Origin of the sequence: Vibrio sp. Isolate32 (genome assembly GCF_022397955.1) — a bacterium.
In the GTDB taxonomy this organism is placed as follows: Bacteria; Pseudomonadota; Gammaproteobacteria; order Enterobacterales; family Vibrionaceae; genus Vibrio.
Genome location: NZ_JAKEUQ010000002.1, coordinates 74,352 through 97,136, shown reverse-complemented (window position 1 = coordinate 97,136; position 22,785 = coordinate 74,352). Strand labels below are relative to the sequence as shown.

General features: G+C 46.1%; 20 protein-coding genes and 1 other RNA gene. 17 read left to right on the top strand and 4 right to left on the bottom strand.

The features are described from left to right. The first annotated feature begins 2 nt into the window (after nt 1–2). Entirely contained in the window at nt 3–497 is a 495-nt protein-coding gene (gene sspB / locus L1D11_RS01885; protein ID WP_275665853.1) for a ClpXP protease specificity-enhancing factor, read from the top strand. 82 nt (nt 498–579) lie between these two features. On the opposite strand, the gene L1D11_RS01880 is transcribed toward sspB, so the two are convergent. From L1D11_RS01880 to L1D11_RS01865, 4 genes are read right to left on the bottom strand one after another with little or no spacing between them, the layout of a single operon-like run. Next, the gene (locus tag L1D11_RS01880; protein WP_239831603.1) at nt 580–1,185 is read right to left on the bottom strand and encodes a BON domain-containing protein; all 606 of its coding nucleotides are present in this window, start codon (nt 1,183–1,185) and stop codon (nt 580–582) included. A 16-nt stretch (nt 1,186–1,201) separates the two neighbouring features. Beyond that, the gene (locus L1D11_RS01875) at nt 1,202–1,792 is read right to left on the bottom strand and encodes a phosphoheptose isomerase (RefSeq protein WP_239831602.1); all 591 of its coding nucleotides are present in this window, start codon (nt 1,790–1,792) and stop codon (nt 1,202–1,204) included. A gap of 2 nt (nt 1,793–1,794) precedes the next feature. Further along, nucleotides 1,795–2,193, bottom strand: a complete 399-nt coding sequence (locus tag L1D11_RS01870; RefSeq protein ID WP_239831601.1) for a YraN family protein — start codon at nt 2,191–2,193, stop codon at nt 1,795–1,797. Beyond that, nucleotides 2,180–3,997, bottom strand: a complete 1,818-nt coding sequence (locus tag L1D11_RS01865) for a penicillin-binding protein activator (protein ID WP_239831600.1) — start codon at nt 3,995–3,997, stop codon at nt 2,180–2,182. The genes L1D11_RS01870 and L1D11_RS01865 overlap by 14 nt, the downstream gene beginning before the upstream one ends. 61 nt (nt 3,998–4,058) lie before the next feature. Here L1D11_RS01865 and rsmI point away from each other — a divergent pair, with 61 nt between their 5' ends. The 16 genes from rsmI to lpxC all read left to right on the top strand — a co-directional run bounded on the left by rsmI (nt 4,059) and on the right by lpxC (nt 22,464). Further along, nucleotides 4,059–4,925 carry a 16S rRNA (cytidine(1402)-2'-O)-methyltransferase gene (gene rsmI / locus L1D11_RS01860; protein WP_239831599.1) on the top strand — a complete coding sequence of 289 codons (867 nt, stop codon included), beginning with the start codon at nt 4,059–4,061 and terminating at the stop codon, nt 4,923–4,925. A gap of 241 nt (nt 4,926–5,166) precedes the next feature. Then, nucleotides 5,167–5,606: RNase P RNA component class A (rnpB, locus tag L1D11_RS01855), an RNA gene on the top strand. A gap of 228 nt (nt 5,607–5,834) precedes the next feature. Continuing rightward, nucleotides 5,835–6,785, top strand: a complete 951-nt coding sequence (gene rsmH, locus L1D11_RS01850; RefSeq protein ID WP_239831598.1) for a 16S rRNA (cytosine(1402)-N(4))-methyltransferase RsmH — start codon at nt 5,835–5,837, stop codon at nt 6,783–6,785. Between the two features lie 3 nt (nt 6,786–6,788). Beyond that, the gene (ftsL, locus tag L1D11_RS01845) at nt 6,789–7,106 is read left to right on the top strand and encodes a cell division protein FtsL (RefSeq protein WP_239831597.1); all 318 of its coding nucleotides are present in this window, start codon (nt 6,789–6,791) and stop codon (nt 7,104–7,106) included. Continuing rightward, nucleotides 7,103–8,860, top strand: a complete 1,758-nt coding sequence (locus L1D11_RS01840; RefSeq protein WP_239831596.1) for a penicillin-binding transpeptidase domain-containing protein — start codon at nt 7,103–7,105, stop codon at nt 8,858–8,860. The genes ftsL and L1D11_RS01840 overlap by 4 nt, the downstream gene beginning before the upstream one ends. Nucleotides 8,861–8,878: 18 nt before the next feature. Continuing rightward, complete coding sequence (murE, locus tag L1D11_RS01835; RefSeq protein WP_239862000.1) at nt 8,879–10,363, top strand: UDP-N-acetylmuramoyl-L-alanyl-D-glutamate--2,6-diaminopimelate ligase; 1,485 nt, start codon at nt 8,879–8,881, stop codon at nt 10,361–10,363. Continuing rightward, entirely contained in the window at nt 10,363–11,736 is a 1,374-nt protein-coding gene (gene murF, locus L1D11_RS01830) for a UDP-N-acetylmuramoyl-tripeptide--D-alanyl-D-alanine ligase (protein ID WP_239861998.1), read from the top strand. Before murE ends, murF begins: the two co-directional genes overlap by 1 nt. Beyond that, complete coding sequence (gene mraY, locus L1D11_RS01825; protein WP_239861996.1) at nt 11,733–12,815, top strand: phospho-N-acetylmuramoyl-pentapeptide-transferase; 1,083 nt, start codon at nt 11,733–11,735, stop codon at nt 12,813–12,815. Before murF ends, mraY begins: the two co-directional genes overlap by 4 nt. Before the next feature lie 58 nt (nt 12,816–12,873). Continuing rightward, nucleotides 12,874–14,190, top strand: coding sequence for a UDP-N-acetylmuramoyl-L-alanine--D-glutamate ligase (gene murD / locus L1D11_RS01820; protein ID WP_239861994.1), 1,317 nt, complete (start codon nt 12,874–12,876; stop codon nt 14,188–14,190). A 22-nt stretch (nt 14,191–14,212) separates the two neighbouring features. Next, the gene (ftsW, locus tag L1D11_RS01815; RefSeq protein ID WP_239861992.1) at nt 14,213–15,409 is read left to right on the top strand and encodes a cell division protein FtsW; all 1,197 of its coding nucleotides are present in this window, start codon (nt 14,213–14,215) and stop codon (nt 15,407–15,409) included. Nucleotides 15,410–15,421: 12 nt separating this feature from the next. Then, nucleotides 15,422–16,483 carry an undecaprenyldiphospho-muramoylpentapeptide beta-N-acetylglucosaminyltransferase gene (gene murG / locus L1D11_RS01810; RefSeq protein ID WP_004740739.1) on the top strand — a complete coding sequence of 354 codons (1,062 nt, stop codon included), beginning with the start codon at nt 15,422–15,424 and terminating at the stop codon, nt 16,481–16,483. A gap of 13 nt (nt 16,484–16,496) precedes the next feature. Further along, nucleotides 16,497–17,957 carry a UDP-N-acetylmuramate--L-alanine ligase gene (gene murC / locus L1D11_RS01805; RefSeq protein WP_239861990.1) on the top strand — a complete coding sequence of 487 codons (1,461 nt, stop codon included), beginning with the start codon at nt 16,497–16,499 and terminating at the stop codon, nt 17,955–17,957. A gap of 191 nt (nt 17,958–18,148) precedes the next feature. Beyond that, nucleotides 18,149–18,928 carry a cell division protein FtsQ/DivIB gene (locus tag L1D11_RS01800; protein WP_128162018.1) on the top strand — a complete coding sequence of 260 codons (780 nt, stop codon included), beginning with the start codon at nt 18,149–18,151 and terminating at the stop codon, nt 18,926–18,928. After that, nucleotides 18,921–20,189 (top strand): cell division protein FtsA, encoded by a 1,269-nt coding sequence (gene ftsA, locus L1D11_RS01795; protein WP_004740737.1) that lies wholly within the window; start codon nt 18,921–18,923, stop codon nt 20,187–20,189. Before L1D11_RS01800 ends, ftsA begins: the two co-directional genes overlap by 8 nt. A gap of 31 nt (nt 20,190–20,220) precedes the next feature. Continuing rightward, complete coding sequence (ftsZ, locus tag L1D11_RS01790) at nt 20,221–21,450, top strand: cell division protein FtsZ (RefSeq protein WP_004740736.1); 1,230 nt, start codon at nt 20,221–20,223, stop codon at nt 21,448–21,450. 96 nt (nt 21,451–21,546) lie between these two features. After that, the gene (gene lpxC / locus L1D11_RS01785; RefSeq protein WP_004740735.1) at nt 21,547–22,464 is read left to right on the top strand and encodes a UDP-3-O-acyl-N-acetylglucosamine deacetylase; all 918 of its coding nucleotides are present in this window, start codon (nt 21,547–21,549) and stop codon (nt 22,462–22,464) included. Nucleotides 22,465–22,785: the final 321 nt, after the last annotated feature.

The following is a 22,785-nucleotide window of genomic DNA, read 5'->3' as shown; positions in this document are numbered from 1 at the left end:
TTATGGATATTTCAAATATGGCTCCACGCCGACCATACATGCTTCGTGCATTTTATGAATGGCTGGTTGATAACGAACTAACTCCTCACCTTGTTGTTGAAGCAACATTACCGGGAGTGCGAGTTCCAGAAGAGTTTGTTCAAGATGGTCAGATCATTCTGAACATCGCGCCTCGTGCAGTTGGGCAACTTGAACTGGGTAACGAAGCGGTGACGTTTAGTGCTCGCTTTAGTGGTCGTCCACACTCTGTGATCGTTCCACTTTACGCAGTACAAGCGATTTATGCTCGTGAAAATGGTGCTGGTACCATGTTTGAACCTGAAGAGGCTTACATGGAAGCGTTTGAAGAAGGGATTGAAGAAAGTCCTTTTGAAGAACCAGAAAAAGGTCCATCTTTGAGCGTAGCAACAGCTGACCCAGAAGCTGAAGAGCCAGACTTAGATCCGGAGCCTCCTCGCCCCGCTAAAGGTCGCCCAAGCCTTCGTGTTATAAAATAACGACTCAATAAAAAAAGCAGCGACTTATCGCTGCTTTTTTCTTTTATGTAATAAGTTGTCTTTACAGGGCTCAGGTAAACCGCTAGTTAAGCGCCGTATCTTCATCGTCATATTCAAACGCTCGGATTACCTGCTTAACACCTGAAATGTTCCGTGCTACTTCCGTCGCGATATCTGCGTGTTCATGAGACACTAAACCCAGCAAGAATACTTCTGAGTCTTCGGTGATTACTTTCACTTTGATGCCGTTAAGATCTGAGTTAGCCAGTAGAGCCGACTTCACCTTAGTAGTAATCCAGCTGTCTTTACTGATAGCGCTCACAGAGAGTGGCTCTTTCACGCGAATTTGGTTATGGATGCTCTTGACACCAGGAACATCTTTGGCTTGGCTTTCAAAAGCGCGACGTTCTGCATCTGTTGTTGCTTGGCCCATTAACACGACAGTGCCGCGGTAAGAGCTAGCGGTGACACGCACGCTACCACGGTATGGCTGTTTATTGGTGATGGCTGCGACTTCAAATTCGATATTGTTGTCGTTCCAAATTTCTTTGGTGGTACGAGTGTCAGTGACGATGTTTGCCGTGGTTGCTGCACCAGCAATGAAAATGCCAGCACAACCAGATAGGGACAGTGTAAGTAGCGAAACACTAATCAACTTAAACAGCTTCATAGAGGTTAATGATTTCATTGTGATGCTCCGTATATCACTCTTCGTGAGCAGGGAAGAGTACTTGGTCGATTAGGTCACATAGGCAGTGTAGTGTCACCATGTGTACTTCATGAATGCGCGCTGTGCGGTGTGAAGGGATACGAATTTCAACATCGTGCTCTCCAAGTAAGCCTGCCATTTCACCACCATCTTTACCAGTAAAGGCAATGATTGTCATGTCTCGTGTTACCGCAGCTTCCATCGCTTTGATGATGTTCTTGCTGTCACCGCTAGTCGAGATAGCCAGTAAGATATCACCCGTTTGACCAAACGCACGAACCTGCTTAGAGAAGATCTCTTCGTAGTGGTAGTCGTTTGCGACCGCAGTGAGTGTGGTGTTGTCAGCCATAAGAGCCATCGCTGGGAGGCTAGGGCGCTCAGTTTCAAAACGGTTAAGTAGGCATGATACAAATTGCTGAGCGTTTGATGCGGAGCCACCATTACCACAACATAGGATTTTGTTTCCGTTGAGCAAGGTCGCAACCATAGCTTGAGCGGCGTGCGTGATTGCGTCTGGCAGTGCTTCTGCAGCCGCAATTTGGATTTGAATACTTTCTGTAAAACTTTCTTTAATGCTGTCTAGCATGTTTATCCTTGGGTAATCGCGTTTTGAATCCAGTCGATATGATCATCTGGCCCTTCAATGGCAATGATATCAAACCTGAAATCTGTGGAGTGTACCGACAAGCCTTGCTGCATCAGCCACACTTGGGCTGTTTTGAGTAGCCTTTGTGACTTCTTCGCTGTCACCATCTCAGCGGCATGTCCGTAGCGAGTTTGCTTACGGTATTTTACCTCGGCAAACACAATCGTATTGTTATGGCGCATTATAAGATCAATCTCGCCACATTTTGCTATGAAGTTTTGTTGAATTAACGATAAACCGTGGCGGGTCAGATAGGCCTTTGCCACAGCTTCGTATTGATCACCCACTTGTTTATGGGTGATCTTTGCTTTAGATAAGAACGTTCGGCTAAAAAGCCCCATGCTCTGCCCAGCTGATTTCACGTTGTACGACACAGTTGTTGTCGATGGTTAACACGCCCGTTTCACCCGGAATGCTATAACCTTGCACGGCTTTCATTTGTGGTAGCGCGTCCATTAGGTAGTATGCATCCATACCTAACGCTTGCAGACGTTTCTGGCCGTTTGAATGTGCAGGCCATAGTTCGTTAAGCTCTTTGTTCAGCTCACCTTTGTTTTCAACCAGCAGTGGGATATCACTGTAGAATACACCTGTTAGGTCTTCATACTGCTTATCACCACTGTTACTGCGTGAGTTAGAGAAAAGAGCAGGCTGGCTAGCGTCTGGGTTGATCGCAACTTCAATGAAAGGCTTGATTAGCGTTAGTTCTGAGTTCTTCGCCACGATGTAGACAGAATCGATATCACGACGACTGCGTGGTTCGGTTTCTAGGTCTAGATCAAGCAGGTTATCCATTTGCGCGATACGCTGTTGGCTCTCTTGTAGGCCGAATACCTGATTCACGTTGCGTTGAAGTTGGCGTTTGTCAGAGAAGAAGCTGATTGCCACATCGTTGTTGCTGTATTTCTTCCACTCTTCTTTAAACGCTTGCTCAACACGATCACCAAGGCGTCCCTTCGGAGCCAGAATCAGTGGGTATTTGTAGCCTTGAGCAAACAGGTGTTTCGCTGCTTGAGCAACCTCTTGCTCTGGTGATAGAGCGAGGTAACAAATATTGGTGTCAGGTTCTAGCTGAGTTGGAATATTCAGAGCTAAAGCTGGGATTGAATTCTCGTGGTTTTTCTGTGCTTGCTGAAGCTTAGTGATGTTGCTCTTAATCAGTGGACCAACGATGAAGTCAACATTGTTCTCTTCTAGCGTCGCTTTAATCTCAGCGGCACTTTGAACATTGGTATCCATAACCGTCAGCGTTGCATCTTCTTCGCGCTCTTTGTCGTTCATCATCGCAAAGATGAAACCATCACGAACCAGTTGTGCTTGCTTACCATATTTACCCGTTAGCGGTAGCAGTAGTGCAGTACTGGTTGGTTTGCTTATCTCTAACGCCAAAATGTCAGTGATTGCCTGTGGTGTGTAAGTAGCAGCAGGGTGCTGAGGGTTCTCGGCTAACCAATCAGACAAGGTCTCTTGTAGATTTGGAAGGTTCGAGTTAAGGGTCTTCATATAGATAGCGAGCTGTAACCAACCGGCTAAAACGTCTTCCGTCGGCGACGTTTTTAGCTCTAGAATCTCATATTGAGAGTAGCTATTTAGACTTTGCCAAATTCGATCAGCGGTTTGCTGTTGGATCTCGTCGCTATCTTCTGCGTACTCGGAATAAAGAACAAGTTCACGACTCGCTTCGAAATACTCGCTTCGCATTTCTGAAATATTCGCGCGTAGCTCGTGGTAATCTTTCCATTGCTCGTTTGGTAGTTTCCACCAAGGCTGGAAGTTCAGTTGGCTGTACGCTTGATCCGGCTGTGAGTTATTTACCAACAGTTGAGCTCGAGCGAGTTGCCACTCTGCTTGCTGAACTTCAGTGAGTTCTTGTTTTGCTATGCGTTTAATAAGCAGAGTTGCTTGGTCAGTTTTGCCAGCTTGCACAGAAGCTTTAAGCGCCATGATTAACCAGTCGTTTTGTAGGCTTCCTTTGCTACTGTCTGCTTGCATCATGTAGCTTTCAGTGGATTGCACTGGATCTAGTGTAATATCTACGCTTGTTGGTGTTTGCGGACCTGAAGAACAAGCCGCCAATGTAATTGCCAATGCAATTGGAGTGAGTAAGCGTGGTACACTGAGTCTCTTATGGTTCATCGTTGCCATGAGTTCTTTAAATTCCGTATAAATTTGTATCTATATTAATCGTTGAAGTGATGGTAAACAAATGACAGATAACAAAACCTTGCTCACAGAGAGCCCAACTCTCTACATTGTGCCTACCCCAATCGGAAATTTGGGAGATATCACTCAAAGAGCAATTAAAATTTTATCAAGTGTCGATGTTATTGCAGCCGAAGACACACGCCACACGGGTAAGCTGCTTGCTCACTTCAATATATCAACCAGAACGTTCGCTTTACATGATCATAATGAACAAACTAAAGCTCAAGTTCTAGTCGAAAAGTTATTAGAAGGCCAGTCTATCGCATTAGTCTCTGATGCGGGTACACCTTTAATCAGTGATCCAGGTTACCATCTTGTATCACAATGTCGTCAAGCGGGTGTGAGAGTTGTGCCACTTCCTGGTGCTTGTGCGGTGATTACCGCGTTAAGTGCGTCAGGTTTGCCATCAGATCGTTTTAGCTTTGAAGGCTTTTTGCCACCAAAGAGTAAAGGTCGTAAAGATAAGTTTCTTGAGATAGCAAAAGCTGAACGCACGTGCATCTTCTACGAATCACCGCACCGCATTTCTGACTCTCTTCAAGATATGCTTGAGATTTTAGGCCCTGAGCGTGAAGTTGTATTGGCGCGTGAGTTAACGAAGACTTTCGAAACCATTCAAGGCCTGCCTCTTGGTGAGCTGATTGAGTGGATTGAAGAGGACGCGAACCGCAAGCGCGGCGAGATGGTATTACTGATTCATGGCCACCGCGAAGAAGCGAGCACTGAACTACCAGATGAAGTGACTCGCACGTTGGCTATTCTGACCAAAGAACTGCCTCTTAAAAAAGCGGCGGCAATGACAGCAGAAATCTATAACCTGAAAAAGAACGCGCTGTACAAATGGGGCCTAGAGCACCTGGATGGCTAATGCTTCTTTAAGCAGTTAACACAGATACAGGTAAAAGAGCTCGCAATGAGCATCTTTTATCTGTATCTCTTATCACAACGCTCTAATCCGCTCTGAGCTCTTTTCTCACAACGAATATCGCTACCCGCATCTGCTCTTAAGTTGCTCTTTACGGTCAATTCCCCATCAGTTAATCATTGGTTTGCACCATATTTGTGATCTCACTAGACACTGCACACTAATCTCTATACAATCCGCCCTCGGAGTTGAACGGGTAATCGCTGCTTTGCTGATGTCCTTCGGGAGACTGACGTTGAGGTCCTTCGGGAAACTGACGTTGAAGTCCTTCGGGAGACTGGCAGAGGGGAGGAACGTCCGGGCTCCATAGAGCAGGGTGCCAGATAACGTCTGGGGGGCGCGAGCCCACGACAAGTGCAGCAGAGAGAAGACCGCCGATGGCCTCATTTCTTCGGAAGAGGCACAGGTAAGGCTGAAAGGGTGCGGTAAGAGCGCACCGTGCGACTGGTAACAGTTCGTAGCAAGGTAAACTCCACCCGGAGCAAGATCAAATAGGCCCTCACATTGCGTTGCTCGCGTATGGGGGCGGGTAGATTGCTTGAGCCTGTGAGCGATTGCAGGCCTAGACGAATGGTTACCGCCGCGCAAGCGGAACAGAACCCGGCGTATGTGTCAACTCCACCCATTTTAAGAACCCATCATTACTTAACGGTAGTGATGGGTTTTTTGCTTTATATTGACGTAAATTATTTAGATTTCCTTAAAATCCGTCATCTTGGTATGAGCTTGGGTCAAAAATTCCCAAAGCCTGTACACAATATGGTGGAGATACAGCGTGAAATCAGTACACTAAAACGTTAACAGAACAAATTATTGCCGAACTAATGGCTCAATCCACTCACTGAGAAGACTATGACAGAAGCATTCAAACATATTTCAGTATTGCTTAACGAATCTATTGACGGACTTGCGATCAAACCTGACGGTACCTACATCGATGGTACTTTTGGCCGTGGTGGTCACAGCCGTACAATCCTGTCTAAACTGGGCGAGAATGGACGACTATTTAGTATCGACCGCGATCCACAAGCGATTGCAGAAGCACAAAAAATTGATGACCCTCGCTTTATTATCATCCACGGTCCATTCTCAGGTATGGCTGAATACGCAGAGCGCTATGATTTAGTGGGTAAAGTTGACGGTGTTCTGCTGGATTTAGGTGTTTCTTCACCACAACTTGATGACGCTGAACGTGGCTTCAGTTTCATGAAAGATGGCCCACTAGATATGCGTATGGACCCAACTTCGGGCATTCCTGTATCTCAGTGGCTACTAGAAGCGGATCTTGATGACATCACTTGGGTGATTCGCGAGTTTGGTGAAGACAAGCACGCTCGTCGTATCGCGAAAGGCATCATCGCTTATCAAGAAAACGAAGAAAATGAGCCGTTAACTCGCACTGGTCAGTTGGCTAAGCTTATCTCTGATGTAGCACCAAAAAGCTTCAAAGAGAAAAAGCATCCAGCAACACGTGCTTTCCAAGCATTCCGTATCTACATTAACAGTGAACTGGAAGAGATCGATACGGCACTAAAAGGCGCAGCAAGTATTCTTGCCCCAGAAGGCCGCCTGTCTGTTATTAGCTTCCACTCACTTGAAGACCGTATGGTGAAGCGCTTTATTCGTAAAGAGAGTCAAGGCCCACAAGTGCCTCACGGTCTCCCTTTAACGGAAGAGCAGATCAAAGCACTAGGCAGTGCTGTTCTTAAGCCGGTAGGCAAAGCGATAAAACCATCGAAAGGCGAAGTGGATGAGAACACTCGTTCACGTAGCTCAGTATTACGAATCGCAGAAAAGCTATAGTCAATGAAGACCTCCAAGCCGAACTTAGCCAAGATAATATTTTTTGATTTGATCTCCGTAGGTAGAGTCCCATTGGTGTTGCTTATCTGTATCTTCGCGAGCGCGATGGGGGTCGTTCTCACGACACACATGTCACGTCAGGCTATCACGCACAAAGACATGGCGTTGAGTGAGCGTGAACAGCTTGATAATGAATGGCGAAATTTAATGCTTGAAGAGACGTCTCTGGCTGAACACAGTCGCGTTCAAGCATCGGCAAAACGAGAGCTAGACATGAAACGTCCAGACTCCGACAAAGAAGTTGTGATCAAACTGAAATGACCGGAAAAAAGGAAAAAGCACCCGCGAAAGCCGTTAAGAAACCGACGAAAGAGCGAGTGAAGAGCGAAAAGGACTCGGATCCGACTCTGATTAAATGGCGTTTCAACGTCGTGATTGCTTTCCTGTTTCTTGCCTTTGCTGCACTTGTTGCCCGTGTGGCTTACATCCAAGTTATTGAACCAGATAACTTAATTCGTCAGGGCGACCTTCGTTCTGTACGTGTTAAGGCGATTCCTTCTGCCCGCGGGATTATCTCAGACCGCAATGGCGAACCACTTGCTGTCAGTGTGCCTGTTGAAGCGGTATGGGCCGACCCGAAAACCATCTTCGATAAAAATGGCATGGCCCAAATTGATCGTTGGTATGCGCTAGCTGATGTACTCGGCTTAGATCGACAATCAATGATCAACAAGATCTCCAGCGAAAAATCTCGTCGTTTTATCTATCTACAAAGACAAGTTAGCCCCGCGATGGCTAAATACATCCGTGACTTAAAGCTGGTGGGTATTGGTCTTAAAGCAGAATCACGTCGTTATTACCCTGCCGGTGAAGTCAGCGCACATCTTATTGGTGTAACCGGAATTGACGGACACGGTCTAGAAGGCGTTGAGCGCAGCTATGACAAATGGCTCACAGGCGAGGCGGGTAAGCGAACGATTCGTAAAGACCGTTATGGACGTGTTGTTGAAAATATTGCTTTAGAGGAGCGTGAAGAAGGTAAGCCACTCGAGCTCACGATCGATCAACGATTACAAGCGATAGCTTATCGAGCAATCAAGCAAGCAGTGGCCGATCATAAGGCGACTTCTGGATCTGCAGTATTACTCGATGTGAAAACGGGCGCAGTGTTAGCCATGGTCAATGCGCCGTCTTACAATCCTAATAATCGTGCTGACTTACAAAGCTTTAAGATGCGTAACCGCGTAATCACTGATGCTTTTGAACCAGGTTCGACGGTTAAGCCTTTTGTCGTGCTAGCCGCTCTCGAAAATGGTACCGCGGATGCTGATACTGTAATTGATACGGGGAACGGCATCATGCAAATCGGTGGTAGCCGTGTACGTGATACTTCCAAAGTTGGTAAAGCAGACTTAGCGTTAATCCTTAAGAAGTCGAGTAACATCGGTGTGGCGAAATTAGCACTGGATATGCCGCTTGAAGCGCTACTGGGTATGTACAGTTCAGTAGGCCTTGGTGAGATGTCTGGGCTGAACCTAGTTGGTGAAACTGCCGGTATTTTCCCGAATCGTCGACGCTGGTCTAAGTTTGAAATTGCGACCTTATCGTTTGGTTATGGTCTAGCGATTACTCCGCTTCAATTGGCTCATGCCTATGCGACGTTAGCGAATCACGGTGTTTACGAACCTATCCATATTGTTAAAAGTAACGACCAAGATTTCTCAAAACAGATCATCAAGCGCGAAAATGCTGAGTTGGTTTTGAACATGCTAGAAGGCGTAACCCAAAAGGGCGGTACAGCGACAAGAGCTGCCGTGCCGGGTTACCGAGTAGCAGCAAAAACAGGTACATCTAGAAAAGCGATTTCCGGTGGTTATGGAGACGAGTACTTCGCCTATACCGCTGGCGTTGCTCCGGTGAGTGATCCAAGAGTCTCTTTGGTTGTGATGATCAATGAACCTCAAGGTGACCTCTACTATGGTGGCTCGGTAGCCGCCCCTGTTTTTTCTGACATCATGAAGGGGGCACTGCAAATTCTGAATGTCCCTGCTGATGAAAACAAGTTTCAAGAATAGAGCCAATCAGGATTCAATATGAGTAATAGCCTCACGCTGTCATCTTTACTTTCTCCTTGGGGAGATTTTAGTGCTCCCGAGTTAGCGTCGATTGCGGTTGAGCAATTGGATCTCGACAGTCGTGCCATCAAGGACGGTGATATTTTTGTTGCCATTGTAGGGCACGCAGTCGATGGTCGTCGTTTTATCGACAAAGCCGTCGCTCAGGGAGCAAAGGCAGTTATTGCACAAGCAAGCGATGACAAAGCGCACGGTTTGGTTGAATGGTTAAATGAAGCGCCGGTGGTTTATGTATCAGAGCTAAATTCAATTCTCTCTGAACTGGCAGGTCGAGTTTACTCTTCTCAAGCTACCAAGCTTATTGGCGTTACGGGCACCAATGGCAAAACCACCATCACTCAATTGATTGCTCAGTGGCTAGATCTAGTTGGCCAACGTTCTGCGGTAATGGGCACCACGGGTAACGGTTTTCTAAATAACCTTAAAACGGCGGCTAACACGACCGGTAGTGCGATTGAAATACAGCGCACACTGAGTGAGTTGTCTGAAGAAAACGCCGTTTATACCGCGATGGAAATCTCGTCTCATGGTTTGTTTCAAGGCCGAGTCAAAGCGTTGAACTTTGAGGTCGGCGTCTTTACTAATCTGAGCCGTGACCACTTGGATTACCACGGTACGATGGAAGAGTACGCATTAGCTAAGAAGAGCTTGTTTACTCAGCATAAGTGTAAGCACGCTGTGATTAATGTGGACGATGAAGTAGGTAAAGCTTGGATGGCAGATCTGTCCAATGCAGTAGCCGTATCATTGCTTCCGTTATCGGGCTACCAGCAGTCAGTATGGGCATCGGATGTTGCTTATGCAGAGACAGGTATCAAACTCGCTTTTGATGGCAGTTGGGGGCAGGGACAACTGTCTGTTCCTTTAATTGGCCAGTTCAACGCCTCAAATGTATTGGTTGCTTTCGCGACATTACTCTCACTAGGCATCGACAAGCAAACCTTGATCGACACAGCACCTCAACTACAACCTGTTATTGGTCGCATGGAATTGTTCCAAGTACCAAATAAAGCAAAAGTAGTGGTCGATTATGCGCATACACCAGACGCACTAGAGAAAGCACTAGCAGCACTGCGAGTTCACTGCTCTGGAAAACTATGGGCAATCTTTGGCTGCGGTGGTGATCGAGATACTGGCAAGCGTCCAATGATGGCGGTGACCGCAGAGCAGTTCGCCGACAACATTATTATTTCAGATGACAACCCTCGCAGCGAAGATCCTGCATTGATTGTTAAAGACATGCTGGCCGGCTTAAGTGAGCCTGAAGCCGCCTTTGTTGAACACGATCGCTATCAGGCGGTTAAGTTTGCTTTAGAGCAGGCGGGTAACAACGACATTATTCTTCTGGCAGGTAAAGGCCATGAGGATTACCAAGTACTGAAAGACAAAACGATCCACTATTCGGATCGAGAGTCTGCGCTACAACTTTTAGGTATTTCATAATGATTGATGTATCACTCGAGCAGATCTGCTCAGCGGTGAACGGTCAGCTGATAGAGGCTGGCAAATCGAGCAATAGTTTGATCAATGCGGTGTCTACCGACACTCGCACCGTTGAAGAAGGTGCGTTGTTTGTTGCTCTCGTTGGTGAACGTTTTGATGCGCATGATTTTTGCGGCCAGGCTGTTGAGGCCAATGCGAGTGCGTTATTAGTCCAACGAAAACTTGACCTAAATATTACTCAAGTTGTTGTTGAAGACACTAAACTTGCTTTAGGTCAGCTAAGTGCTTGGATTCACGAACAATGTAATGTTCCAACTATGGCGATTACAGGCAGCTGTGGCAAGACAACTGTAAAAGAGATGGTTGCGAGCATTTTGCAGCAACGTGGCAAGGTGCTGTTTACAGCAGGCAACTTCAATAATGATATTGGGGTACCCTTAACTCTACTGCGCAGTGAGCCAAGTGATGATTACGCGGTGATCGAATTAGGCGCCAATCACATCGGTGAAATTGCTTACACCACCCAACTTGTGAAACCACAGGTTGCGTTGGTGAACAATGTCGCGGCGGCGCATCTAGAAGGTTTCGGTTCTATCGATGGCGTGAAGCAAGCGAAAGGCGAAATCTTTCAGGGGCTTGCTGCTGGTGATACTGCTATTGTTAACCTAGAGAGCAATGGTGGTGACTTCTGGAAAGATGTGCTTGCAGATAAAAGTGTACTGACTTTTTCTGAGAGTGATGACACGGCAGATTACTTTGCGACGAATATTCGCATCAATGAGCAGGGTGAAGCTTGCTTTGATATGCAGACTCCGCAAGGTGCCATTGATGTCGAACTTGGCATTATTGGTCAGCACAATGTGGCAAACGCATTAGCCGCAGCTGCACTGAGCATTCAATTCGGTGCCACGCTTGAAGAAATTAAAAGCGGTTTGGCGAATCTTATGTCTGTGAAAGGCCGAGTTGAGGTTCAACAATTAAGTCAGAATATCAAGCTGATAGATGACAGTTACAACGCCAGTGTACCGGCAATGAAGGCTGCAGCTAAATTGCTGTCGAGCTTCAAAGGGCAGCGCTGGTTGATTTTAGGCAATATGGCTGAATTAGGCGATGAAAGCCTTGCACTTCACCGTCAAGTCGGTGAATATGCTGCCCCATTCGCTTTTGAGCATGTACTCACTTACGGTGATGATACCAAGGTGATTAGTGAAGTGTGTAACGGCACTCACTTTGCAACGCATGAAGCGATGATCGCGCACATAGAGCAGCACTTGAGCTTGCCAGAAAACGTGCCACATACCTTGTTGGTAAAAGGCGCGAATAGTGCAGGAATGAGTAAAATAGCCGCTGCTTTAAAGGAGAACTTTTCATGATAATTTGGCTTGCAGAGCTACTACAGCCACACTTTTCTTTTTTCCGTTTGTTCGAATACTTATCGTTTCGTGCAATCGCGAGCATTTTGACGGCTTTATGCCTGTCGCTGTGGATGGGACCTCGTTTAATTGAGCGTCTGCAAATGCTGCAAATTGGCCAAGTTGTTCGTAACGACGGCCCTGAATCTCACTTCAGCAAACGTGGAACACCAACCATGGGTGGTGTGATGATCCTTGCTGCGATCATTATTACAGTATTGCTTTGGGCTGATTTATCAAACCCTTACGTTTGGGCCGTGCTTCTCGTGCTAGGCGGTTACGGTGCAGTTGGTTTTGTTGATGATTATCGTAAAGTTGTTCGTAAGAACACGGATGGTCTGATTGCTCGTTGGAAGTACTTCTGGCAGTCGGCGATTGCTTTAGTAGTGGCGTTTGCTCTGTATGTTCATGGGCAAGACACTGCAGCGACACAATTAGTGGTGCCTTTCTTTAAAGATGTGATGCCACAACTTGGTTTACTGTACATTGTTCTAACTTACTTTGTTATTGTGGGTACCAGTAACGCGGTAAACCTAACCGACGGCCTAGATGGCTTGGCGATTATGCCAACGGTTATGGTTGCAGCGGGTTTTGCTTTTATCGCTTGGGCGACAGGTAACGTTAACTTCGCAGCCTACCTACATATTCCATACATCCCATATACCTCGGAACTGGTTGTGGTATGTACTGCTATCGTTGGTGCTGGTCTTGGCTTCCTATGGTTCAACACTTACCCAGCTCAAGTATTCATGGGCGATGTTGGCTCTCTAGCACTGGGTGGTGCGTTAGGTGTGATTGCGGTACTTGTTCGTCAAGAGTTGGTATTAGTGATCATGGGTGGTGTGTTTGTTATGGAGACCTTGTCAGTAATCCTGCAAGTCGGCTCTTACAAATTACGTGGCCAACGTATTTTCCGTATGGCACCGATTCACCACCACTATGAGCTTAAAGGCTGGCCAGAACCACGAGTTATCGTGCGCTTTTGGATCATCTCAATGGTATTGGTACTGATTGGTTTAGCGACACTGAAAGTTCGTTAATCCTATGCGAGCCTCTGTTATAGAGGCTCTTTAAAACTATTAAGAGCATCTTGTTTAAATGGAACGTTGGCAAAATATTCAAAATGTAGTGGTTGTGGGGCTCGGTATTACCGGGCTCTCTGTCGTTAAACATCTCGTAAAATATCAGCCTCATACGCATGTGAAGGTCATTGATACGCGAGAGCTGCCACCAGGAAAGGAATCTTTGCCTGAATCGGTAGAGCTGCATTCTGGAAGCTGGAATAGCCAATGGCTAGCTGAGGCTGATTTGGTGGTTGCTAACCCAGGCATTGCTTTAGCGACGCCGGAAATTCAAGATGTGCTTCAAGCAGCAACGCCTGTCGTTGGTGACATTGAGCTGTTTGGTTGGGCAGTCGATAAGCCTGTTGTGGCGATCACTGGTTCAAACGGTAAGAGTACCGTGACGGATTTGACTGGTGTGCTTGCTAAAGCTGCTGGGCTTAATGTTGGTATTGGCGGCAATATTGGTATTCCTGCCCTAGACCTTCTAGAACTTGATGCCGATTTATATGTTCTTGAACTTTCAAGTTTTCAGCTAGAAACCACATCGAATTTAAACCTTGCCGCTGCGGCATTTTTAAACCTGTCTGAAGATCATATGGATCGCTATCAGGGCATGGCTGATTACCGTGAGGCCAAGTTAAGAATCTTTAATAACGCGCAGTGTGCGATTGTAAATCGTGAAGACAAAGAGACTTACCCTGACCAAACAATGCCATTGGTCACTTTTGGCCTAGATAACCAAGAGTTTGGTGTATCAACGATTGATGGTTATGAGTGGCTGGTCGATAACGGTAAACCTGTCCTTACTACTCAAGATTTAACATTGGTTGGACGTCACAATGTGGCAAATGCGTTAGTCTCACTTGCACTATTGAAGCAAGTTGGTATCGACTACAACAAAAGTCTTGAGGCTTTGAAAGCCTATAACGGTTTGACGCATCGTTGCCAAGTGGTGGCTGACAAGCGCGAAATCAAATGGGTTAATGACTCCAAAGCAACCAACGTAGCCAGCACATTGGCGGCTCTGTCTGGTTTGGAGTATCAAGGTACGCTATATCTTCTGGTTGGCGGCGTGGGTAAAGGTGCTGATTTTAGCGAGCTGGAACCAGTATTAGCGCAACTTGAACGTGTTCAATTGTGTTGTTTCGGTGAAGATGCAGATCAATTCATGCCACTACACCCATCGGCACAAAAGTTCGATACCATGCAGCAGATAATCGAATCCATCTCACCACAACTGGTGGCTGGAGATATGGTGATGCTGTCTCCGGCGTGCGCAAGCTTCGATCAATTTAATAATTTCATGGCAAGGGGTGACGCGTTCACTGAACTTGCTCATGAGTATGCTTAACGTGTTGAAGGACTAACATTCAGTGCAAAGAGTCAAAGAGATTAATCAATCCATCTGGCAGTGGCTAAACCGTGCTACTCCCGAGGCGCTTTACGATCGTCAATTGGTATGGATTGCTCTTGGGCTAATGCTGACAGGTTTGGTGATGGTAACGTCAGCTTCGTTCCCCATCAGTGCTCGTTTAACCGATCAGCCGTTTCACTTTATGTTCCGCCACGCGATCTTCCTGTTACTCGCATTGGGTGTATCCAGTGTGATATTGCAAATCCCGATGAAGCGCTGGTTTCAATACAGCATGTACCTGTTGGGATTATCCTTCTTCTTGCTTGTTGTGGTACTAGCTGTCGGTAAATCAGTTAACGGTGCGTCACGTTGGATTCCTCTGGGGCTATTTAACTTACAGCCAGCCGAGGTCGCTAAGCTTTCCTTGTTTATCTTCATGGCGGGCTACTTGGTTCGTAAACAAGACGAAGTGAGAAAAACCTTCTTCGGTGGTTTTGCAAAACCCATCATGGTGTTTGGTGCTTTTGCCGTCTTGCTACTTGGTCAACCCGACTTGGGTACCGTAGTTGTAATGTTGGTGACCCTGTTTGGCATGCTGTTCATTGCTGGTGCCAAGCTGTCACAGTTTATTGCCTTGATGGTCGCTGGTATTGCCGCCGTCGTTGGTTTGATTGTTATAGAACCTTACCGTGTTCGACGTGTGACTTCATTCTGGGAACCTTGGAATGACCCATTTGGTAGTGGTTACCAATTAACTCAATCATTGATGGCGTTCGGTCGTGGTGATTGGATGGGGCAAGGTCTTGGTAACTCGATTCAAAAACTCGAATACCTACCAGAAGCGCATACCGACTTTGTATTTGCGGTCTTGGCTGAAGAGCTTGGCTTTGTTGGTGTTACCTTAGTATTAATGTTGATCTTTAGCTTGGTGTTAAAAGCCATTCTGATTGGCAAAAAAGCCTTTGAACATGATCAGGTGTTCAGCGGCTATCTGGCTTTTGGTATTGGTATTTGGTTTGCGTTTCAGACGCTTGTTAACGTAGGTGCTGCATCTGGCATCGTTCCAACTAAAGGTCTAACCCTACCGCTAATCAGTTATGGTGGTTCGAGTTTAATTATTATGTCGGTAGCGGTATCAATGCTGCTCCGCATTGACCATGAATGTCGAATGCAGCAAAAAGAACAAGCTGATAATCAAAACGAATTAGTAGAATAAGAATCTAACGCGATGAAACAAAACAAAAAACTTTTAGTGATGGCTGGTGGTACCGGCGGTCACGTTTTCCCAGGGCTAGCGGTGGCTAAAAAGCTTCAGCAGCAAGGTTGGGAAATTCGCTGGTTAGGCACAGCAGACAGAATGGAAGCGGATTTAGTGCCAAAACATGGCATTGAGATCGACTTCATTAAAGTGAAAGGTCTGCGCGGTCAAGGCATTAGCAAGCTAATTAAAGCCCCATTCCAAATTATTAATGCCATACTTCAAGCAAAGCAGCATATCAAAGCGTGGCAGCCTGACGTGGTACTTGGTATGGGGGGCTATGTGAGTGGCCCGGGTGGTATTGCGGCATGGTTATCAGGCATCCCAGTGGTTTTGCATGAACAAAATGCAGTGGCGGGTCTAACCAACCAGTGGCTATCTAAGATTGCGAAAAAGGTTTTTCAAGCCTTCCCTGGTGCATTTCCTACTGCAGAGGTAGTGGGGAACCCAGTTCGTGAGGATGTGGTTGCTTTACCGGAGCCTGAGCAGCGCATGGCTGAGCGTGATGGCGATATCCGCATTTTAGTGATGGGTGGCAGCCAAGGGGCCAAAATCCTCAACGATACTTTACCTGTTGCGATGGCACAGCTTGGAGAAGGCTTCACTGTGATGCACCAAGCGGGTAAGAACAATCAACAGCAAGTGATTGAACAATACAAATCACATTCTGTAGATAATGTTCAAGTAACTGAATTTATTGATGATGTGGCGCAAGCTTATGAGTGGGCAGATCTACTAGTGTGTCGCTCCGGTGCGTTAACGGTATCAGAAGTGTCTGCAGCCGGTGTCGGTTCTATTTTTGTTCCGTTCATGCATAAAGACAGACAGCAAGCACTGAATGCCGACCATTTAGTTGAATGTGGTGCGGCGTTAATGATTGAACAGCCACAACTGACGGCTGAAAAGTTAGCGAACACCATCGCTGAGCTTGATAGAAATGAATTAAAAATGATGGCAACAAAAGCGCGTCAAGCAGCCAAGCTTGATGCTGACGTTACCGTCGCTGAAGCGATTAAAGCTTTAGCAAAATAATGAGACTGAATTGATGACGATTGAACATACCCAAGACTTAGCGCAAATCCGTGCAATGGTGCCAGAGATGCGCCGTGTTAAATCTATCCACTTCATTGGTATTGGTGGTGCTGGAATGAGCGGGATTGCTGAAGTCTTGCTAAATGAAGGCTACCAGATCACTGGTTCTGATATTGCTCAAAACCCAGTGACAGAGCGTTTAGTTAGCAAGGGTGCGACTGTTTTCATTGGTCACCAAGCAAGTAACGTTGCTGATGCAAGTGTGGTAGTGGTATCAACCGCTATCAACGAAGAGAACCCTGAGATTATTGCCGCTCGTGAAGCGCGCACACCTATCGTTCGTCGTGCAGAAATGCTGGCTGAGCTGATGCGTTTTCGTCACGGTATTGCTGTGGCAGGTACGCACGGTAAGACAACAACGACTGCTTTGGTTACACAGATTTACTCTGAAGCTGGCCTAGATCCAACGTTTGTAAACGGTGGTTTAGTGAAAAGTGCAGGCACCAATGCACGCTTAGGTTCGAGCCGTATCTTGATCGCTGAAGCTGATGAGAGTGATGCATCATTCTTACACCTGCAACCTATGGTGAGTATCGTAACCAATATCGAAGCCGATCACATGGATACCTATGGCGGTGACTTCGAAACACTAAAGCAGACGTTTATCGACTTCTTACACAACCTGCCATTTTACGGTCAGGCTGTGATGTGCGTGGATGATCCTGTTGTTCGTGAGCTAATCCCTCAAGTTAGCCGCCAAGTGATTACTTACGGTTTCTCAGAAGATGCGGATATCCGTATCGAGAACTACGTACAAGAAGGCCAGCAAGGTAAGTTCACGGTAGTTCGTGAAGGTAAAGCGAATCTTGATATCACGTTGAACATTCCAGGTCGTCACAACGCACTGAATGCATCGGCAGCCATTGCAGTGGCGACAGAAGATGACATCAGCGATGAAGCGATCCTAAAAGCGATGGCAGGTACCGAAGGTACTGGGCGTCGTTTTGATCACCTAGGTGAGTACGAGACGGGTAATGGTGTCGCTATGTTGGTGGACGATTATGGTCATCACCCAACGGAAGTTGATGTAACAATTCAGGCTGCTCGCAGCGGCTGGGCTGATAAGCGTCTTGTGATGATTTTCCAACCACACCGTTATAGCCGAACACGTGATTTATATGATGATTTTGCGAACGTTCTTGAGCAGGTTGATGTCTTAATCTTACTGGATGTTTATTCTGCTGGTGAGAAACCTATTGCTGGGGCAGACGGACGCTCATTAAGTCGAACTATTCGTGGGCGTGGTAAGATTGACCCAATCTTTGTCGCTGATATTAATACTCTGCCATCGGTTTTAGCTAACGTAATTCAAGGCGGCGACCTTGTACTGACGCAGGGTGCAGGCGATGTTGGTCGTGTTGCTAAGCAGCTAGAATCATTACAGTTAGACATTAATAAAATGAAGAACGTGTAGCAGAATACTGTCTACATACTGTGGTCAATCGCTCACTTCTTGCGATTGACCTAAAATTGACCAAAAATCTTATTATCAACGTTTGATAGTTTGATTTTGCTCAGTATAATTCATAGGTTAAAGTAAGTGCTTTTACCTCTATTACGAAGATAGGGAATAGAATTGCGAACCAACGACAGGGAAAGCGGGCTTTGGTAGAAAGTACTTTTAGCGAAAACCGCCACCTATTCAGTTTACCATCGCTCAAGAAACACGCCTTAGGCGGGTCATTTTTTGTCATGGTATTGCTATTCATTGGGTTTCTTTTCTATACCACTCTGACTTGGATGTGGGACGATCAGCGATTGCCTCTCTCCAAAATAGTTATTCAAGGTGACTTAACTTATGTAACCGCTGGTGATGTTCAGCATGCTTTTGGCAAACTTGAGCATATTGGTACATTCATGTCGCAAGACATCGGTGTGTTGCAAGACAGTTTAGAAGCGTTGCCTTGGGTGTCAGTCGTATCTATCCGTAAACAGTGGCCAGACACTATAAAAGTATTTTTGACTGAGTACCACGCAGCAGCAATCTGGAATGGCAACATGCTGTTGAATGATGATGGTCAGGTGTTTAATGGCGATATCGGCCTTCTGAAAGGCGATAGAGTTAAGCTTTACGGCCCAGATGGCACCAGCCAAGAAGTGATTGAAAAATGGCGACAGATAACCCCTTTGATTAACAGTCTTGGGTTAACCGTTACCTCGCTTGTTCTCAACGAGCGTCGCGCTTGGCAAATAATCCTAGATAACGGTATCCGTTTAGAACTAGGTAAAGATTCTTTAGATGAGCGTGTTGAACGCTTCATTTCGCTTTACAACGAACTTGGTAGTAAGGCGAATCAAGTGAGCTACATCGACCTCAGGTATGATACGGGAGCCGCTGTAGGCTGGTTTCCAGAGCAAGAGTTAGAAGAGAGCACAGATGACTAAGACCGCAGATGACAACATAATCGTTGGTCTTGATATAGGCACTGCGACCATATCAGCTCTGGTTGGTGAAATACTGCCTGATGGTCAAATCAATATCATTGGTTCAGGGCAAAGCCCATCCAGAGGTATGGATAAAGGTGGTGTGAACGACCTAGAGTCGGTAGTTAAGTCAGTTCAGCGAGCAATTGATCAAGCAGAGTTGATGGCGGAATGCCAAATCAGCAATGTGTTTATCTCGCTATCAGGCAAACATATCGCAAGCCGAATTGAAAAAGGCATGGGCACTATCTCTGATGAAGAGGTGTCTCAAGACGATATGGATCGAGCGATCCATACCGCGAAATCAATTAAAATAGGTGAAGAGCAGAGAATTCTGCACGTGATCCCACAAGAATTTACCATTGATTATCAAGAAGGGATTAAGAACCCACTTGGTCTGTCTGGTGTTCGAATGGAAGTGAGCGTTCATCTCATTTCTTGCCATAGCGACATGGCGAGAAACATTATTAAAGCTGTTGAACGATGTGGTCTCACAGTAGAACAAATCGTGTTTTCAGGACTTGCCTCAAGTAATGCGGTAATTACTGAAGATGAGCGAGAGCTCGGAGTGTGTGTGGTTGATATCGGCGCGGGTACAATGGATATTTCCATTTGGACTGGCGGCGCACTACGACACACAGAAGTCTTTTCCTACGCAGGAAATGCAGTAACCAGTGATATTGCCTTCGCTTTCGGTACGCCAGTGAGTGATGCCGAAGAGATAAAAGTAAACCATGGTTGCGCTCTGAGTGAGCTCGTTAGCAAGGATGACTCTGTTAACGTCCCAAGTGTTGGTGGTCGCCCATCGAGAAGTTTGCAACGACAAACTTTGTCGGAAGTGATTGAACCACGTTACACTGAACTTATGGGCCTCGTTAACCAAACTATCGATACGGTTCAATTACAGCTACGAGACGAAGGTATTAAACACCACCTCGCAGCTGGCGTCGTCCTCACTGGTGGAGCGGCACAAATTGACGGGTTGGTAGAGTGTGCGGAACGTGTTTTCCGCAATCAAGTTCGAGTTGGTAAGCCATTAGAAGTTAGTGGCTTAACTGATTATGTTAAAGAGCCGTATCATTCTACGGCGGTTGGTTTACTTCATTACGCAAGAGATTGTCAGATCAGTGATGAAGGTGATTACAGCGAACCTAAGCGTTCAGCACCTTCGATGTCTGGTTTATTTGGTAAATTGCGTAATTGGATACAAAAAGAGTTTTAACCTGAGTTGCAGGAAAAAACGGAGATAACACATGTTTGAACCGATGATGGAAATGTCTGACGATGCAGTAATTAAAGTCGTTGGAGTTGGTGGCGGTGGCGGTAACGCTGTTGAGCACATGGTACGTGAATCAATCGAAGGCGTAGAATTCATCAGTGTTAATACTGATGCGCAAGCACTTCGTAAAACAAGCGTGAGCAGCGTGATCCAAATTGGTGGTGATATCACTAAAGGTCTTGGCGCTGGTGCAAACCCACAAGTAGGCCGTGATGCAGCTCTCGAAGATCGAGAAAGAATTAAAGAAGTTCTAACTGGCGCCGATATGGTATTTATCGCAGCTGGTATGGGCGGTGGTACTGGTACAGGTGCTGCTCCAGTTATTGCTGAAGTTGCGAAAGAGCTAGGTGTGTTAACCGTTGCTGTTGTAACTAAGCCATTTAGCTTTGAAGGCAAGAAGCGTCTAGCGTTTGCTGAGCAAGGTATCGAAGAGCTTTCTAAACATGTGGATTCATTAATTACGATTCCAAATGAAAAGCTACTTAAAGTACTAGGCCGTGGCGTTACACTGCTAGAAGCTTTCGCAAGTGCAAATGATGTACTTAAAAACGCTGTACAAGGTATCGCTGAGCTAATTACTCGCCCTGGTATGATCAACGTCGACTTCGCGGATGTTCGCACCGTAATGTCGGAAATGGGTCATGCAATGATGGGTAGCGGTATCGCAAAAGGTGAAGACCGTGCTGAAGAAGCTGCTGAAACGGCAATTTCTAGCCCACTACTAGAAGACATCGACCTAGCTGGTGCGCGTGGCGTTCTTGTGAACATCACAGCAGGCCTAGATATGCGTCTAGATGAGTTCGAGACAGTAGGTAACACAGTTAAGGCATTCGCTTCTGATAACGCAACAGTTGTGATTGGTACTTCTCTAGACCCTGATATGACGGACGAAATCCGTGTAACTGTTGTTGCAACAGGTATCGGTACAGAGAGAAAGCCAGACATTACATTAGTTGCTGGTGGTAAAGCTAAGGTTGCACCAACTCCTCAACCACAAGTAGCGGCACAAGCTGCACCAAAAGTGGAAGAGAAAGTGGCACAGCCATTGCAAGAGAAAACTGAGGTAAAACCTCAAGTTAAGCCGCAGCCAACAACGTCGCCTGTTTCATCAGGTACAGGCGCTAGCCAAAGTGCAGCACCTAAAGCTGAGAAAGAGAGCGGATACTTAGATATTCCAGCATTCTTACGACGTCAGGCTGATTAACAATTACCCAAAATTTGACTATCGTCGAATTAATGGTAAAATTCGCGGTCGGTAAATACTGGCCGTGATTTGTAGCACTGATAACGAGGCAAGCAGATGATCAGACAACGTACTCTGAAAGAAATTGTGAAAACAACTGGTGTGGGTCTCCACTCTGGTCGTAAAGTCACACTTACTCTTCGCCCTGCAGCTGCAAATACAGGTATTGTTTACCGTCGTACTGATGTAAATCCACCTGTAGATTTTCCAGCTGATCCAGCATCAGTTCGTGACACTATGTTATGTACTGCTCTTGTGAATGACGAAGGCGTACGTATTTCTACAGTGGAACACCTTAACGCTGCTCTAGCGGGTATGGGTATCGACAACATTATTGTTGAAGTAGATGCACCAGAGATCCCAATTATGGATGGTAGCGCAAGCCCATTCGTATACTTGCTTCAACAAGCGGGTGTTGAAACACTGAATGCACCAAAACGTTTCATTCGCATCAAAAAGCCAGTTCGTTTTGAAGACGGTGATAAGTGGGCAGAGTTTGTTCCATTTAACGGCTTCCGTATGGACTTTGAAATCGAGTTCAACCATCCTGCAATTGAGTCTGACGAACAGCATCTATTGTTTGATTTCTCTTCTCAAGGCTTTGTGAAAGAGATCTCTCGAGCTCGTACTTTCGGCTTCATGCGTGATATCGAATACCTTCAATCACAAAACTTGTGTTTGGGTGGTAGCTTTGATTGTGCAATCGTACTAGACGAATACCGAATTCTTAATGAAGAAGGTTTACGTTTCGACAATGAGTTCGTAACTCATAAAGTGCTAGATGCGATTGGTGACCTATACATGTGTGGACACGCTATTATCGGTGAGTTCCGTGCATACAAATCAGGTCACGGCCTAAACAACCAACTACTACGTGCAGTACTTGCTGACGCAGAAGCTTGGGAATGGGCTACATTTGAAGAAGAAGCTGGCTCGCCAGTGGCTTTTGCTGAACCAGGAATGGTTCTAGCGTAATTGTTGTTTTCAACAATGTAAGATTTCGAAAACCAGGCTATCGGCCTGGTTTTTTTGTATCTATTTTCCAGATACAGTGTCATCAACATCCGAAAGTCATCGACTAATGGGCGCCAGTCTGGCTAATCCATCAGCAATTAGAAAGAAAAGTTCCAAGCACATCAAACAAATGGGGTTATAAATGGTCGTTGGTGTGAAAATTACTTACACTAAGGGGCAATAATTTTAACTCAAGCCTTGAAAACTCTACTCTCAAGTACAATATCAGAAATACTAGATTTATCTCAGTATCCTTGGTTAGTAACTGAAGACTGGTTCATC